Origin of the sequence: Peptidiphaga gingivicola, from assembly GCF_001652275.1 — a bacterium.
In the GTDB taxonomy this organism is placed as follows: Bacteria; Actinomycetota; Actinomycetes; order Actinomycetales; family Actinomycetaceae; genus Peptidiphaga; species Peptidiphaga gingivicola.
In genome coordinates this window covers 844658-860792 of record NZ_LVZK01000001.1, presented here as the reverse complement: position 1 = coordinate 860792, position 16135 = coordinate 844658, and the positions used below count along the sequence as shown (strand labels likewise).

General features: G+C 63.9%; 12 protein-coding genes and 1 tRNA gene. 4 read left to right on the top strand and 9 right to left on the bottom strand.

Annotated elements, in window-relative coordinates; translation table 11 throughout:
* Window positions 1-27: 27 nt before the first annotated feature.
* Window positions 28-1230, top strand: coding sequence for an asparaginase (locus tag A4H34_RS03520; protein ID WP_064231101.1), 1203 nt, complete (start codon window positions 28-30; stop codon window positions 1228-1230).
* A 207-nt stretch (window positions 1231-1437) separates the two neighbouring features.
* Here A4H34_RS03520 and A4H34_RS03515 read toward each other — a convergent pair whose 3' ends face one another.
* A complete protein-coding gene (locus tag A4H34_RS03515) occupies window positions 1438-2478 on the bottom strand; it encodes an alcohol dehydrogenase catalytic domain-containing protein (protein ID WP_064231100.1) in 1041 nt (346 codons plus the stop codon).
* A 408-nt stretch (window positions 2479-2886) separates the two neighbouring features.
* Between A4H34_RS03515 and A4H34_RS03510 the strand changes: the two genes are divergently transcribed.
* A complete protein-coding gene (locus tag A4H34_RS03510; RefSeq protein ID WP_064231099.1) occupies window positions 2887-4584 on the top strand; it encodes a dihydroxyacetone kinase family protein in 1698 nt (565 codons plus the stop codon).
* Between the two features lie 96 nt (window positions 4585-4680).
* Here A4H34_RS03510 and A4H34_RS03505 read toward each other — a convergent pair whose 3' ends face one another.
* Complete coding sequence (locus A4H34_RS03505) at window positions 4681-5238, bottom strand: DUF1697 domain-containing protein (RefSeq protein WP_064231098.1); 558 nt, start codon at window positions 5236-5238, stop codon at window positions 4681-4683.
* Window positions 5239-5633: 395 nt separating this feature from the next.
* Between A4H34_RS03505 and A4H34_RS03495 the strand changes: the two genes are divergently transcribed.
* Window positions 5634-7931 carry a hypothetical protein gene (locus A4H34_RS03495; RefSeq protein WP_156510240.1) on the top strand — a complete coding sequence of 766 codons (2298 nt, stop codon included), beginning with the start codon at window positions 5634-5636 and terminating at the stop codon, window positions 7929-7931.
* Between the two features lie 111 nt (window positions 7932-8042).
* Here the strand turns inward: A4H34_RS03495 and A4H34_RS03490 are convergent, their stop codons facing one another.
* Window positions 8043-8585 (bottom strand): GNAT family N-acetyltransferase, encoded by a 543-nt coding sequence (locus A4H34_RS03490; protein ID WP_082903031.1) that lies wholly within the window; start codon window positions 8583-8585, stop codon window positions 8043-8045.
* 171 nt (window positions 8586-8756) lie between these two features.
* Here A4H34_RS03490 and A4H34_RS03485 point away from each other — a divergent pair, with 171 nt between their 5' ends.
* On the top strand, window positions 8757-8975 hold the full coding sequence (locus A4H34_RS03485) for a CsbD family protein (protein ID WP_064231095.1): 219 nt from the start codon (window positions 8757-8759) through the stop codon (window positions 8973-8975).
* A 3-nt stretch (window positions 8976-8978) separates the two neighbouring features.
* Here A4H34_RS03485 and A4H34_RS03480 read toward each other — a convergent pair whose 3' ends face one another.
* The 6 genes from A4H34_RS03480 to A4H34_RS03455 form a co-directional block, all read right to left on the bottom strand.
* The gene (locus A4H34_RS03480; protein WP_231870937.1) at window positions 8979-10034 is read right to left on the bottom strand and encodes an ADP-ribosylglycohydrolase family protein; all 1056 of its coding nucleotides are present in this window, start codon (window positions 10032-10034) and stop codon (window positions 8979-8981) included.
* Window positions 10035-10113: 79 nt separating this feature from the next.
* Window positions 10114-10257 (bottom strand): hypothetical protein, encoded by a 144-nt coding sequence (locus A4H34_RS10905; protein WP_156510239.1) that lies wholly within the window; start codon window positions 10255-10257, stop codon window positions 10114-10116.
* Between the two features lie 227 nt (window positions 10258-10484).
* Window positions 10485-10560: transfer RNA gene (locus A4H34_RS03475), tRNA-Thr, on the bottom strand.
* A 140-nt stretch (window positions 10561-10700) separates the two neighbouring features.
* Window positions 10701-12152: an alpha/beta hydrolase gene (locus tag A4H34_RS03470; RefSeq protein WP_231870935.1), complete on the bottom strand. Its 1452-nt coding sequence runs from the start codon at window positions 12150-12152 to the stop codon at window positions 10701-10703.
* Between the two features lie 572 nt (window positions 12153-12724).
* On the bottom strand, window positions 12725-14506 hold the full coding sequence (locus A4H34_RS03465; RefSeq protein WP_197480405.1) for an alpha/beta hydrolase: 1782 nt from the start codon (window positions 14504-14506) through the stop codon (window positions 12725-12727).
* 94 nt (window positions 14507-14600) lie between these two features.
* Window positions 14601-16019: an alpha/beta hydrolase gene (locus A4H34_RS03455; RefSeq protein WP_050758746.1), complete on the bottom strand. Its 1419-nt coding sequence runs from the start codon at window positions 16017-16019 to the stop codon at window positions 14601-14603.
* Window positions 16020-16135: the final 116 nt, after the last annotated feature.

Genomic DNA, 16135 nt, shown 5'->3' with positions numbered 1-16135 from the left:
CGTGCACAAACTCCAAGGAAGGAAGAAATGCGCATACACGTGACGTACACGGGCGGAACCATCGGCATGGTCGACTCGCCCAACGGCCTCGTCCCCGGCGCCGACCTCAGGGGATGGCTCTACTCTCTGATCGCAGGGACCGAGCTCGAGGGGCGGGTGAGCCTGACGGAGCTCGAGCCGCTCATCGACTCCTCGAACGCCACGCCCGAATCGTGGCAGGCGATCATCGACGATCTGCGCGCCCACCGCGAGGAGGCCGATTCCTTCGTGGTGCTTCACGGCACGGACACCATGAGCTATTCGAGCGCCGCCCTCTCCTACGCCCTCGTAGGTTTTGACCGGCCCGTCGTCTTCACCGGGGCGCAATACCCCTTGGGCGACGTCGGCTCCGACGCCGCGGGAAACGTGGCGGGCGCCTTGCGCGCCGCGGCCTCCGGCAGGGCGAAGGGCGTCAGCCTTTTCTTCGGCCACCACCTTTTGGCCGGCAACCGCGTGACAAAGACGAGCTCGTGGTCCTTCGAGGGCTTTGCCTCGCCGTCGGTCCCGCCGCTCGCGCGAACGGGCGCGCCCTGGCGGTGGTACGCCACCGACGAGGTCGTCTCGCCGACGGCCGGGCCCGAGCCTGCCGCCTCCGGGGCGGCGGCTTCGGGAGGGACGGCTTCGGGATTTTCCCCTTCAGGATCGACGGCTTCCGGGACGCAGGCTTCCGGGGCGACGGTTTCCGGAGCGAAGGCTTCCCTTTTAGAAGCCGCGCAGGCGCCCGCCGACGGCGTCGGCTGCGCCAGGGGCGCCGAAGAACACGATTGGCGAGATCCCGCTCCCTACACACGGCACGACGTCGTCGTGCTCGACCTCGCGCCCGGAATATCGTCCTCACGGCTCGAAGCCCTTCTCACCCCGCGTCCGGAGGCAGTGCTGCTGCGCGCCTACGGCGTGGGCAACGTGCCCGCGGCCGAACCCGGGCTGGCCGAGGTGCTCGAGCGGACGATCGCCGACGGCGTCCCGGTGGTCGTCGCCTCCCAATGCCATCAAGCCCAAGTGTTTCTTGGCCACTACGAGGCCGGCGACGCCATCGCTAGGGCGGGGGCCGTCGGCGCCGGCGACATGACCTTGGAGGCCGTGTACTCCAAGATCGTCTTCCTTCTGTCTCAGGGGCTTCGCGGAAACGATCTGGCAACGTGGATCGGGCGGCCGATAGCCGGCGAGCTCACGCTGCCGACGTTCCAGTGAGCGCCAAGCCCCACAAAAGCCCGGCGAATCGCGCGTTTGAGCGACGTCCGTGCAGGCGCATGGTTAGTGTCGCGCCTTGGAACGGCCGAGTCTCGCAACAGCCCGGCGAATCCCGCGTTTGAGCGACGTCCGTGCAGGCGGTGCGCTTTTCGGCGGCTGCGCGCGCCCGGGCAGCGGCCGAAGCACGGAACGGCGCGCGGGCGCCGTTCAGTCGGGCACCACCGCCACTTTGAGGCCCGCGCGCTCGCGCACCGCGGCGATCGCCGCGTCGATCTGGGTCAGCGGGAACCGGTGGGTCACGAGGCTGCCGACGTCGAGGGCGCCGCTGGAAAGCAGCTCCACGGCCCGGCGGACGTCGGCCCTGCGCGCGTTCGAGCCGCCCGTCACCTGCAGCTCGCGGTAATGGACGATATTCGGCTCCGTCACCGCCGTCGATCCCTTGGGGAAACCGGCGAAATAGTTGACCCGCCCGCCGACGGCCGCCACTTCGAGCGCCTGGTTGGCCAGCGCGGGGTCGCCGACGGCCACGATCGCGACGTCGGCCCCGCCGCCGGTCGCGTCGAGAATCTCGCGGGTGAGCTTCTCGCCCTGCGAGGCCAGGGCGTGCGTCGCGCCGAGGGCGAGCGCTGGATCGAGGCGTCCGGGGCGCCCGACGGCCACAATCCGCGTGGCCCCTGCAAGCTTGGCGAGCGCGACGTGAAGCAGTCCGATCGGCCCGGTTCCCAGGACGACGACGGCCTCGCCCGGGCTCACCCGAAACTGCCTTGCCCCGTTGAGGCAGCAGCTGACCGGCTCGGCCAACGCAAGCGCCGTCGGTTCGAGTTCGCGCGGCGCGAGCACAAGGTTGCCGCGTTCCATCGCCTCGCGCGGCACAAGCAGGTACTCGGCGAGCCCGCCGTCGATCTCGTATCCGAAGAGCCGCAAGTTCTCGCACAGATGCTCGCGGCCGGCCAGGCATTGGAGGCAGCGGCCGCACGAGAGGACGATCGAGCACGTGGCCTGCACGCCGACGTCGACCCCTTCGACGCCTTCGCCGACGGCCGCGACCCTCCCGGCGAACTCGTGGCCTAGGATCACTCCGGGGCGGACTCCCGCGGTTTTGGCGCCGGAAACAATGCGCAGGTCGGTGCCGCAGATCGTGTTCGCCTCGACTTTGAGGAGGACTTCGCCGGGCCCGGGCTCAGGAACGGGGACGCGCGTGAGGGACAGGTCGTCAATGCCGTGCAGAACGGCGGCGTTCATGCTCATGGCCCTAGCCTACGCGTTCGGGTGCCCCTTCCCGCACTCGAAGGCCGATCGGCCGCCTTCCCGGCGGGCAGCAGGCCCCGTCACGGGCCCCGTCCGCTGATCCCGTCCGTCGGCTTTTAAGGCCCCATCCGCGGAGCCGCCCTGAGGCGGCCGCTTCGCCGTCGGCCCGGCCGCCTTCCCGCCTGAAAGCCGATCGGCTGCCTCTGCCGTTTGCCGCGGCGCTGCAAAGCGACAGTGCAAAGGCAGGCAAAAAATGTAACAACGCACCAGTAAGAAGCGCGAATTCTCGCCGTCACCCTCAACCATCGCGATGTTTCCTGCAAAATTGTGTACCGGGTCACTGGGATATAAGATCAACGTACATCACGCAGCCGCCCGGCGACGGGCGGCAACTAGGAAAGGCACGCAATGACGCGACTAGTAAATGCACCCGCGGATTTTCCCGCCGAGGCGCTGCGAGGGTTCGTCCTGGCCAACAAGCGCTACGTCAAGCCGGTCTACGGCGGCGTCGTCCGCTCCACCGCGACTCCGCAGGGAAAGGTGGCAGTGGTCTACGGCGGCGGATCGGGCCACTACCCGGCATTCGCCGGCTGGGTGGGCGCCGGAATCGCCGACGGCGCGGTGTGCGGGAACATCTTTTCCTCGCCCTCGGGCGCCCAGGCGTACTCGGTCCTCAAGGCTGCCGACCGCGGCGCCGGAGTGCTCATGGGATTCGGGAACTACGCGGGCGACGTCCTGCATTTCGGCCAAGCCATCGAACGTCTGCGCTCTGAGGGAATCCCCGCCGACACCCTGGTGGTCACCGACGACATCGCCTCCGGCGCAAAGGACGAACTCGACAAGCGCCGCGGCATTGCGGGCGACTTCCCGGTCTTCAAGATCGCGGGGGCGGCCGCCGAGGCGGGCAAGGACTTCGAGGAGGTCAAGCGCATTTTCGCCAAGGCGAACGCGGCCACGCGCTCTTTCGGAGTCGCCTTCTCCGGCTGCACGCTCCCCGGCGCCGACGGCCCGCTTTTCACGGTTCCCGCAGGGAAGATGGGAATCGGCCTCGGCATTCACGGCGAGCCGGGGGTCTCCGAGGACGATTTGGGCTCCGCAGACGACGTCGCGGCCACCCTCGTGGAAGGCCTCCTCGAGGACCGCCCCGAATCGGCGGGAAATCGCGTCATTGCCATCGTCAACGGACTGGGCGACACGAAGTACGAGGAGCTGTTCGTCGTCGTCGGGTCCGTCGTCGACCGCCTGAAGGCCGCCGGCGTGGAGATCGCAGACGTCGAATCGGGAGAATTCGTCACCTCGCTGGACATGGCGGGCGTCTCGCTCACCCTCGTGTGGGTCGACGACGAGCTTCTTTCCTACTGGGACGCGCCTTGCGACACCCCCGCTTACAGGAAGGGCTCCGTCGGCGAGGTTGAGCGCGACGACGCCGAGCTCAACTCGGCGGCGGCGACCGTGGTCGTGACCGAGAAGGGCTCGGAGAGTTCGCGGGAGGCTGCGGGCGTCGTCGTCGGGCTCCTCGAAAAGGTCTCGGAGATGCTCGAGGAGTCGAAGGACGAGCTCGGCAAGCTCGATTCGATCGCGGGCGACGGCGACCACGGCATCGGAATGGCGAACGGATCGAAGGCCGCCGCCCAGGCGGCGCGGGCCATCGCCGACCAGGGCGCGGGCGTGGCGACCACGCTGAGCGCCGCGGGCGACGCTTGGTCCGACCGCGCGGGCGGCACCTCGGGCGCCCTGTGGGGCTCCCTTCTCACCGCGATCGGCGCGGCCCTCGGAAACGAAGAGGCCCCCTCGCTCGACTCGATCACGGACGCCGTCATCGCCGGGCGTTCAGCCGTGCAGAGGCTCGGCGGCGCCCAGGTGGGCGACAAGACGATGGTCGACGCGCTCGTTCCGCTGGTCGATGCCTTCGTCTCGACCGACGGCGACCTCAAGGCCAAAGGCGAGGCCGCCGTGGCCGCGGGCCAGGCTGGGGCCGAGTCCACGGTGCAGCTCGTCGCCAAGCTCGGCAGGGCCCGGCCCCTCGGAGAGAAGTCGCTGGGAACGCCCGATCCTGGGGCCGTCTCGCTGGTGCGGGCGGTGAAAGTCGTGGTCGAGCAGATCTGATTTCGACCGCCGAGTGCGAGCCCCGCCCCAAGGCGCGGCCGCGCGCAGACAACGGGGTCCGCGTGCGCCTACGCCGGGGCGGGACTCGCAGAAGCTTCAGTCCAGCATCGTCGCCAACTTTCGCAGCGTGCGCATGTTGCGCGCCGTGACGGTGACGCCCAGATGGCGCTCTGCATAGGCCTGGGTGATGCGCGAACCGTGGAGCCCTCGCGGAGTGCCGTACCACAGGTAGAGTTCGCGCGGCGCCCAGGCCAGGTCCTCGCCGTCCTTGAGGGCGTCGCGGAAGCGCCGGCCGTCAAACGAATCGACGTCGCGGTCAAAGAACATAACGTGGGAAAAGGACTCGTCTCCAACGACGTCGGCGAGGGGGTCGGCCTCGACGGCCCTCCGCAAATCAGCGGCGGTGCGATAGACAACGGGGCTGTCCACGCCGAACCATTCGCGGACGAGCTTCGTCAGGCCGTCGGCGAAGTCCTGCGGACCCGCCGGCGGAGTGCACAGCAGGTTTCCGCTCTGAAGGTGTGTGCGCACCCGCTCCAAGCCAAATTTCGATGCGACGAGTTCGCGCAGCAGCGGCATGGAAACCCTGCTGCGAGCGCCCAAGTTGACGCCCCTGAGGAAAAAGACGCACTCGCCTTCGGATTCGCCGCACATATCCGTTCCTCGCATTTCCTCGTTCGGGAGCCTGCCTTTTGAGGAAGAGCCTAGTCCACGCGGGTGCATTTACTGAACTGAACAATTCCAACTGTTGAACTGAACAATTCCAACTTCGGGTCATTTTTCAAAATCGCTTCCCTGCGGCCGCCCGTCTGTGAAATGATCGCAGCCAAAAGTAATTGAAGAATCAAAAATATTACGATCAACCAATCGTCGGTTTGCCGCGAGCGACGGCGCCCAGAATATCGGCGAACGGACCAACCGGAACGTCGGAAAGGAAAACAATGAAAAACAGCCGCGCGACCCGCTTCACGCATGGCCGGCGCCCGAATCGAGGCTCGGGCCCACGCTCGAATCGAGGCCCGGGCCCACGTTCGAATCGAGGCTCGGGCTTGAATCCGCGCTCAGACCAAGGCTCGATTTCGCATTCGAACCGACGCCCGAGTCTGCGCAAGACGATGTTGGGAGCCGGACTGGCGCTTGCCCTGTCCGCATCGACGATTTCGACGTCAATGGCCGCCGAGACGCCGGCGTCCAAGGCTGACCAGGTTTCCTCGTCCATCGCCGCTCGATCGGCGTCGTCCGGAAAGTCGATGTCGCCCGGCGCCTTGGCGCCGGCCGGCCTTCCTCGACCGGCGGCGACGCAAGCGGGACGCGAGGAGCTTGTGTCCACGCCAATCCCAGACGAACCGAACATCCCCAGTTACGGGACTACGACCGACAAGGGCGGCAGGCCGCTGGCCTTCGTCGTCTCCGGGGGCTACGGGGGCTCGCTCAACGTCATCGACCTCAAGAACAAGAGAAAGATCGACGTCGAAAAGACCGTCCTGGACAAGGACGGCGCCGAACTCTACCCATGGGGCTACGCCACGCTCAGCAACAGGCACGTCGTGGCGGCGTGCAGCAACGGCAGGCTCTACGACATCGATCCCGACACCTACACGGTGAAACGACTGGGAGACGACGGCTCGTCGAACAAGAACTACGAAGAGATCTCCAGGCGAGGCAGCTTCTATTGGGACGTCGTCGCGGACGAACACGACAGGCTTTACATCGCCAGTTCCAGCGAAGGGCACGGCGGCAGGGTCCTCACCTACGACGCCAAGAGCGGCCGGTGGGGCGACCTTACCGGCAGTCGGATTCAGGAGGGAGAGCGCGACGTCCGCTCGATAGCCTACGAGAACGGCGTCGTCTACGTCGGAACGGGTATGACAAAGCCGTCGATCTACAGGATCCCGACGGCGAATCCGCGGGCGCAGCGCTTGAACGTCCCGGCCGCGCTGCGCAAAGGCTCCGGCTCGGTCGCAAGCCTCGAGGCCAAGGGCGGCCGCCTGTACGTCACCATGTCGGATATGCGGAACGCCGACGGCAGTCTCATCTGCGACGGCGCCTGCGCGCTGGACCCGAACACCGGAGCGCTTCTGGGCGAGGCCCGGAGTTTCACCAAGCGCGTCGTCGCGAGGCCAGGCGAGGCAAAAAAGGTCTACTACTTCGCGACGGCGAAGAATCCGCGAACGGGCGCATCCGAGCGGAATCTGATGGAGCACAACCCCGACGACGGCTCGGAGCGCCCGGTTTTCACGAATGACGAGTTCGCGGACAACCTCAGCAGGTCCGCTTGGGTCACCCACGACGTCTTCGTCTCCACCAATATCAATCGCGACGGGATCACGGTTTACGACGCCAAGGCAAAAACCGGCGCCACATTCAAGGCCAAGCTAAACATCGCCCCCCGCAGAATTCAGTCGATGATCGCCCCCAGCGACGGCAAGCTTTACGCGGGCTGGTTCATGCACACCCGGAAGATCGCGCGGATAGACCCGGCGTCGCGCTCCTACAGCCTGCTCCCCCAGTCTCTCAAGCAGGTCGAATCCTTCGCCCAAAGCGGCGACTGGCTGGTTTCCGGCCTGTACACGGGCGGAATGCTCGAATCGCGGAATCTGAAGACCGGCGAAACGCGCAAGCCGATCGAGGTTGCCAAGGGAAAGAATCAAGACCGCCCCTTTGCCATGACGAGCGTCGCGAACGGCCGTGTGGCCGTGGGAACGGTGCCGGGATACGGGGAGCGCGGCGGAGCGCTCGGCTTCTACGACGTCGCCAAGAACCAAATGGAGCCCAACCTCGTCTACCTCCTCAAGGACCTGCCCGTGGCCGATCCGGCGCTCAGGGGCTCACTCGACGGCCTTTCGCCGATTTCCATGGCCTATCGCGACGGAAAGCTCTACGTGGGAACCACTGCGCGCGGGGGCAGCGGCTCCGAATTCGAGCACTCCGGCAAGTCCGAGGGCAAGGTCTTCGTCTTCGACGTGGCAAAGCAGACGGTCACGGCTGTGAAGACTCCCGTTCCCGGTTTCGAACAGTACGCCGTCACGGCATTGACTTTCGGCGACGACGGCAAGCTGTACGGCACGACCGGCGGGTACGTCTTCGAGCTCAATCCGAATACCCTCGACGTCGTCAAGCGCGCCAAGGTCTCGGGCGGCAAAGAGGTCAACCGCAGCCAGCTAGTCTACAAATCCGGGATGCTTTACGGCGTTTTCCAGCCGGGAACGGCGCTTTTCCCCGTCTCCGCGCAGACGTTTAAAGTCTCCGCGCCCGTCGCCCGAGGGGTCAGCGGGCTCGTGCGCGGAACGGACGGAAACCTCTACTACGCCAAGGGGCCGTCAATCTACCGATACACGCCGAACTGATCGGCCGACGACGCGAGGCCGGCCGGCTGACTCTGCGCGGTCGGCCGGCCCTGCACATTCGGTTCAGACGGCCCTGCTCGGAGCGGTCCGGCGGGCTTGCATCCCGCCCGCTCAATCTCGCGGACCGACCTTGCGCCTCATGAGCAGGTCCGTGTCCCGCGTCTTGCCGATGTGGAATGCGTGGGACCCGAACACCTCGAATCCGAGATGTTCGTAGAATCCCAAGGCGGCGTCGTTGTGCTCCCAGACGCCGAGCCACACGGACTCGGCTCCTCGCGCCCGGGCATCCTCGAAGGCCCTCTCCAGCATGAGCCGGCCCAGGCCGCGCCCCTTGAACCTTTTCAGAACGTAGATCCGCTCGATTTCCAAAGCGTCGGGCATGGCGTCCTCGCTTTGCGCCTCGCCGACGTTGATCTTCGCGTATCCGGCGATTTCGCCGTCGACCCGCGCAAAGCAGAAGGTCGAACCGGGGTTGGCGATTTCTTCGGCGAGAGTCCCCGGCGCGTACGCTTTGCGAAGAAACGCGTCGAAGTCCTCGGCGCTGTAATATTCGGCGAACGTCTCGATGAAGGTTGCCGCGCTGACGGCGCTCAGCTTATCGACGTCGTTCGCGGTGCAGGGCGTCAACTCAATGTTCGCAGGCGGCATGCTCATGGGAGAATTCTACGTTTCGAGGGCCGATGCGCCTGTGCGTTTCAAAGACGGGACGCCTGTCGTTTAAGTGCGGGACGCCTCTTCCTTGCGACGTCGGGAATGTAGATTTTCTTTTCAAATGATGAGACGATGGCGACGTCCATTTAACGCTCCGCCAAAAGGAGGAAGGCCATGGCAGACGATTCAACGTTCGACAAGGTCGCCGGAAAGGCGAAGGAATTCGCCGGAAAAGTCACCGGCGACAAGGACACGGAAGCCGAAGGCAAAGCCCAGCATGCCGAAGGCAAAGCCCAGCATGCCGAAGGCAAAGTGAAGGAGTTCGCCGAGGACGTCAAGTCCGACGTCAAGGCCGTAGGAGAGAAGATCAAGGGCGCTTTTAAGAAGGACTGAGCATCAGTCTTCTTCGAATCGCGTCCGCAAGACGGGGCAGGTCTTCATGGCGAGCAGATCGTCAGCCAAGGCGGCGATTTCGCTCGCCATGAAGACCCCGTCCCGCCACGTGCGCGGGATCGCCCCGCATCCGTAATAGGCGCCGGCGAGTTGGCCGTATATCGCGCCGTTCGTGTCCGAGTCTCCGCCCAGGTTCACCGCCGCGAGCATGCCGTCGCGAAAACTCTTGTGACTGGCGAATGCCCATGCTGCGACCTGCAGGCTATGGACGATATAGCCGGTGTTTTCGAGTTTCTCGACGCCGACGACGCGGTCGAGTGTCGCATCGAATTGCTTTCCCGTGCTCAATGAGCGCGGGCTGCATATTTCCAGCTTGTCCGCCCCTTCCATTGCCCGCACAAGCATCGCGGCGAATAGCTCCGTACCCGCCTCGGCTTCGACGGAATAGTGGGTTTCCCGCGCTGAGATTCCGGCCGTTTCGACGATGCTTTCCGGCCTGCGCGCCCCGAAGGCGGCGACGATCACCGGGGCCAGGCGCATGATCGAGCCGTTGCCCGCCGACAGAACCCGTGGCTTGCCCCTGGGGACCCAAGGGTTGCCCTCGAATTCGGATATCGCAGCGGCCACCTGGTTGCCGACGTCGAAGCAGACGCCGGTCGAGCTTCGGTACCCCTCCCGCCGCCATCGACGGTAGCGGTCCATGACGTCGTAGGAGTCGTAGCCGCCGCAAGCCAAAAGGCTGTCCGCAAGGCAAAGGGCCATGGACGTGTCGTCGGTCCAATGCCCCGCCGGAAGGTCGAACGGGCCGCCGGCGCGCAGACCTCCGACCGGCTCGAACTCGCCGGGTTCCTTGAATTCTGCGGGCATACCGATCGCGTCGCCGACGGCGAGACCGACGAACATGCCGCGGGCCCGATCTCGCAGGCCGCCTCCCGGCGCGCGGTTCCGCGGCGCGTCGTCCCTCCCATTCACGCGCGGCTCTTGCCCTTGTAAACGGTGCCCGCGCGAGCTTTTCTCACGCGCGCCGTCGCCCTCAACCGCGGACTGCTCATCGCCCATAGGCCAATCGTATATGCGATCCATTCGCGGTCCCAGTTTTTGGCATCTAAGCGCCGGCAGCCTTTCATTGCTCGGATCCCTAAACGAAGCTGGCCTCGGCGTCGAGCAAATTGCCCTCGGCGTCGAGAAAGCTGCTTCCGTCGTCGCCAACGATCGACACCGATATCGACCGACCCCGGGGGAAGCACGCGAACGACGAGCCGCTCGCTCCTGTCTCGCTCAAGAATCCGCGTGACGTTCCCGATGATGTTCTCGCGCACGCTTGGCGTCTTGCCCACGGGCGCACTTGGCGAGGCCTCTTCAGGTCCAACGGGGCCTATTGCGACGCTCCTTCCGCAGAGGTTTCAAGTTCGGAAAGGGGCAAGACCTCTTTAGAAGGCGACTTCGTGACTCCGCCGAATTCGGCGCCGTTGCGGACGGGCGCGGCCCCCGCGTCTGCGGGGGCCGCCTTGGAGCCACCTGAGAGAATCGAACTCTCGACCTATTCATTACGAGTGAATCGCTCTGCCGACTGAGCTAAGGTGGCACGCCGTCTTTGCCGACAGCGTTGAATAGCCTACCCGAGACTCGCCCACGTCGCAAACTGACGATCGGGCGAGCCTCGGGCGGCCAACCATGCCAACGAAGCGGCTCAAGCTAATAGCGCCAAACAGACAGGCGAGAGCACTATCCGCGCGAACCCGAAAGGACCCGCGAACCCGAAGGAACCGCTCGGGAGCCGAGCTTGACCGCGCTGTCCATGCTGCGATCGCCCTGCTTCTGCGCTTCTTGCCCTTGCTTCTGTTCCACGGGGCAGACGAGGCCGTCCTTGGGAACCTCGCCGGTCAGCAGATACTTGTCGACTGACGTGTCAATACAGGGCGAGCCTCCGCCATAGGCCGCGTGTCCGTCGCCTTCCCGTGTCAGCAGCACCGAGTTATCAAGCGTCTTACGCATATTCTGCGCCCACGAATACGGCGTCGCCGGATCGTGTTTCGTGCCGATCACCACGATCGGAGCCGACCCCTTCGCCCTGTACGGGCCGGGATTGGCCTTCGGATGATAGGGAAGCTCGGCGCACACATGCATGGCTAGATCGTCTTCTGCGGAAAAAGATCCAAAGACGACCGCTTCCCGCTTCAGCTTCTTCGCATACTTCTGGTACTCGGCCTCAGAGCTTTGCACATAATCTGCGCAATTGATCGCCCAGTAGGCTTCCATGGAATTGCCATCGAAACTATCGCCAACGCGACCGATATAAGTATCTAAGGGAAGCATGAAAGTCGAGCCGTCATTGTCTTCGATCAAGCCTTGTGCTCCCCCGGTAATCAACGGCCACCACTCATCTTTATACATCAAGCCGGTGAGGGCAAAGCGAAGCATCGACCGATTGAGGGGTCTGTTCGGGTCCGATGTCTTGAACGGCGTGGCGTGAGCCTGATCCAGCAAAGCGCGCATCTTTTTCTTCGCCGCATCCACCGACGAACCCAACGGACAGTTCCCGCCCTTCACGCAGCGCTCAGCATAGCGTTCGAAAGACTTCTCGAAACCCAGCATCTGCGTGTAAGTGGAGGGCAAAAAGCTCAGCTGAGGGTTGGCGGCGCCGTCGAGCACCATCCTGCCGACCTTCTTCGGGAAGAGATCGGCATACGCCCCGCCCAACTGGGTGCCGTAAGACAAACCGAGATAGTTGAGCTTCTCATCGCCCACCAGGCCCCGCAAAACATCCATGTCACGGGCGGCCGGCTCCGTGCCGACGTGCGCAAGCAGTTCGCCCGACTTGTCTTTGCACCCTTTCGCTATCTGCCGAGCCTGAGCTTTCCTGGCCTTCCGCCCAGCCTCCGTCGAGGTGTCGATATCGGAATCCAAGATCTTGCCCAGTTCCCGGTCGTCGACGCAATCAACAGGCGTCGAGGAACCGACCCCTCGAGGATCAAACCCCACAACATCGTATTTATCTAAAACGTCTTTGCCGAAGCTCTGCCTGGCCACGTCAACCATCGCGATTCCGGAGCTTCCTGGTCCGCCGGGATTGACGAACAGGCTCCCGATCGGCTTGCCGCTCTTAGCCGGAAGCTTCGCCATGGCCACGGTGATCGCCTTGCCGCCAGGCTTCTTGTAATCCAGCGGAACCTTCACATTCGCGCATTGCATTTTCGCGTCGTCCTTGCAAGGCGCCCAACTGACCTTCTGCTTGTAGAACTTTTCAAGCCCCTTCGGAACGCCCCCCTTGGGAGCGCCGATCGAACCGCCAGGCGAACCAGTCGAACCTCCAGATGACCCGGCCGAGCTTCCCGGCGAATTTGTCGGGCTTCCCGGCGAGCCAGTTGAGCCGCCTGGCGACCGACCCGCAGACGGGCTCGACGTCGCCTTCGCCGCAGGAACACCCGCGTCGGCACGGACAGAGGCATCCGCCCCCGACGACGCACCCAAACGCAGTGGCGAATCGCCCGCGCGCATTGACGCAGCGTCCGCATGACCTTGCGACGCACTAGCCATTGCAGGCTGCGCGAGAACCGTCAAAGCCAACGCCGAGAGCGCAGCCAAAGGCCGCAACAGTCGCGTCGCTGTCTTTCTCATTTTTCCCCCAAACATACGAGATGATTAAAACCCCCAACCGATCGGAGCGGACTCTCGCCAACCCGACGCCCGCCGTCCGATCAGTCAGGACCCACTACCGGACAAAGGGACGCGATTTCCCAGCGAAAACCTCATCCTTCACGGAAGCCTTCCTTCTGCGTTTCTTTCCCCTGCTTCTGCGATTCTTGCCCCTGCGGCTTTTCCACCGGGCAGACAAGGCCGTCCTTGGGAACCTCGCCGGTCAACAAATACTTGTCAACCGCGGAGCCAATGCAGGACGAGCCTCTGCCATAGGCCGTGTGTCCATCGCCTTCCCAGGTCAGCAGCACCGAGTTGCTCAGACTCTTGTGCAAAGCCTGCGCCCAGTGATACGGCGTCGCCGGATCGTGCCTCGTGCCGATCACCACGATGGGCGCCGACCCCTTCGCCCTGTAAGGCCCGGGATTCGACTTCGGATGGTGCGGCAACTCGGCGCACATATAGAAGGCGACAGTGTCTTGTGTAGAAAAGGCTCCAATGGCGGGAGCTTCCCGCTTCAGCTTGTTCGCGTACTTCAGGTAGTCAGCTTCGGATTCCTGAGCGTAGTCCGCGCAATTGATTGCCCAGTAGGCCTCTGCCCTATTGCCTTTGTTCCCGTCTCCCTCGCGACTTGAGGTCGCGTCGAAAACTTTCAGGAAAAGCGAGCCGTCATTTTGCTTGATCAACTGGTCAAAGGCCTGATTAAACACTGACCACGTCCGATCCTCGTATAGAAGGCTGATAACTGCAGAGTGGAGCATCGCCTGGTTGAGGGGTCTGTTCGGGTCCGATGTCTTGAATGGCTTGACGCGAGCTTGATCCAGCAGGGCGCGCATCTTCTTCTTCGCCGCATCCACCGACGGGCCCAACGAGCAGTTGCCCGCCTTCACGCAGCGCTCAGCATAGCGTTCGAAAGACTTCTCAAAACTCAGCATCTGCGTGTAAGTGGAGGGCAAAAAGCTCTGCTGAGGGTTGGCGGCGCCGTCGAGCACCATCCTCCCAACCTTTTTCGGAAAGATGTCGGCGTACATTCCGCCCAAGGACGTGCCGTAAGAGAAACCGAGATAGTTGAGCTTCTTGTCGCCCACCAGGCCCCGCATAACATCCATGTCACGGGCGGCCGGCTCCGTGCCGACGTGCGCAAGCAGTTCGCCCGACTTGTCTTTGCACCCTTTCGCTATCTGCCGAGCCTGAGCTTTCCTGGCCTTCCGCCCAGCCTCGGTCGAGGTGTCGATATCGGAATCCAAGATCTTGCCCAGTTCCCGGTCGTCGACGCAATCAACAGGCGTCGAGGAACCGACCCCTCGAGGATCGAAACCGATGATGTCGTACTTGTCCAGGACATCTTTGCTGAAAGACTTGTCGGCGCGCGAAACCAAGTCGATTCCCGACTCTCCGGGTCCGCCCGGGTTGACGAACAGGCTCCCGATCGGCTTGCCGCCTTTGGCAGGGAGCTTCGCCATGGCCACCGTGATCGCCTTGCCCCCGGGCTTCTTGTAATCCAGCGGAACCTTCACATTCGCACACTGCATCTGGGGCTTGTCCTTACACGGCGCCCAGCTCACCTTCTGCTTGTAGAACTTTTCAAGCCCCTTCGGAACGCCCCCCTTGGGAGCGCCGATCGAACCGCCCGGCGAACTTGTCGAACCTCCAGATGACCCGGCCGAGCTTCCCGGCGAATTTGTCGGGCTTCCCGGCGAGCCAGTTGAGCCGCCTGGCGACCGACCCGCAGACGGGCTCGCCGTCGCCTTCGCCGCAGGAACACCCGCGTCGGCACGGGCAAAGGCGTCCGCCCCCGACGACGCACTAGCCATTGCAGGCTGCGCGAGAACCGTCAAAGCCAACGCCGAGAGCGCAGCCAAAGGCCGCAACAGTCGCGTCGCTGTCTTTCTCATTTTTCCTCCAAACATACGAGATGATTAGAACCCCCAACCGATCGGAGCGGACCCTCGCCAACCCGACGCCCGCCGTCCGATCAGTCAGGACCCGCTACCGGACAAAGGGACGCGGTTTCCCAGCGAAAACCCCGTCCTTCACGGAAGCTTTCCGATCGGACACGCCCTGCCGCGCATTTTGCCCCTGCTTCTGTTCCACTGGGCAGACAAGGCCGTCCTTGGGAACTTCGCCGGTTAACAAATACTTGTCGACCGGGCCCTGGATGCAAGATCCGGCCCTCCCATAGGCCGTGTGTCCGTCGCCTTCCCAGGTCAGCAGCACCGAGTTGTCGAGCGCCCCGGCGAAGGTTCGGGTCCAGGAGTAGAGCGTCGCCGGATCGTGCCTCACCCCGATCACCACGATCGGAGCCGACCCCTTCGCCCTGTAAGGCCCGGGATTCGACTTCGGATGGTGCGGCAACTCGGCGCAGATGTATCGGTCCTTCGTTTCAACGCCGCTTCCGCCAAAGACCGGGGCTTCCCTCTTGAGCCGCTCGCTGTACTTCGCATACTCGGATTGCGGGTCAAGCACATAGTCCGCACAGTTAATCGCTATAAGAGCCTCGGCCCCATTGCTGGAGGCCGTCGGGGCGGAGTCCGATCCTGATTCCTCGAAGGCCGAACCGTCGTTTTCCTTCACCAGCTTCCCTAGTTTCTCATCAAGATCCGGCCACGAAGCGTCGACGTACAGATACTGCCCTACCTCGCCCGTCAGAAGGGAACGCGTGAGTTTCCGATTTGGGTTTGACGTCGGGAACGGCTTTTTAAACGCCTGATCCAGCAGTGCGCGCATCTTCTTTTTCGCCGCGTCCACGGAAGACCCCAACGGACAGCTGCCCGTGTTCACACAGTGCTGCGCATAACGCTCAAAGGCATGCTCGAATCCGAGCTCCTGCTCGTATGCTCTGCGACTGTCCCGCATGCCGGTGTCGACGGCGCTGTCAAGCACCATCCTGCCGACTTTCTTTGGAAAGAGGTCGGCGTACATTCCGCCCAAGGACGTGCCGTAGGAGAATCCGAGATAGTTGAGCTTCTCGTCGCCCACCAGCCCGCGCAAAACATCCATGTCACGGGCAGCCGACTCCGTGCCGACGTGCGCGAGCAACTCGCCCGAGTGTTTCTTGCATCCCTCGGTTATCTTCTTAGCCTGCGCCTTTTGGGCTCTACGCCCGGCCACAGTGGAAACGTCATAATCGGAATCGAACATTTTGGCCATTTCGCGGTCGTCGAAGCAATCGACGGGCGTCGAGGAACCGACCCCACGGGGATCGAAACCGATGATGTCGTACTTGTCCATGACATCTTTGCTGAAAGCCCGGTCCACATATGAAAGCACGGCGATTCCGGAACTTCCGGGGCCGCCGGGATTGATGAACAGGCTTCCGATCGGCTTGCCGCCCTTGGCGGGAAGCTTCGCCATGGCGACGGTGATCGCCTTGCCGCCAGGCTTCTTGTAATCCAGCGGAACCTTCACGTCCGCGCATTGCATTTTCGCGTCGTCCTTACACGGCGCCCAGCTGACCTTCTGCCTATAGAACTTTTCAAGCCCCTTCGGGACATCCCCCTTAGGAGCACCGACCGAGCCGCCCG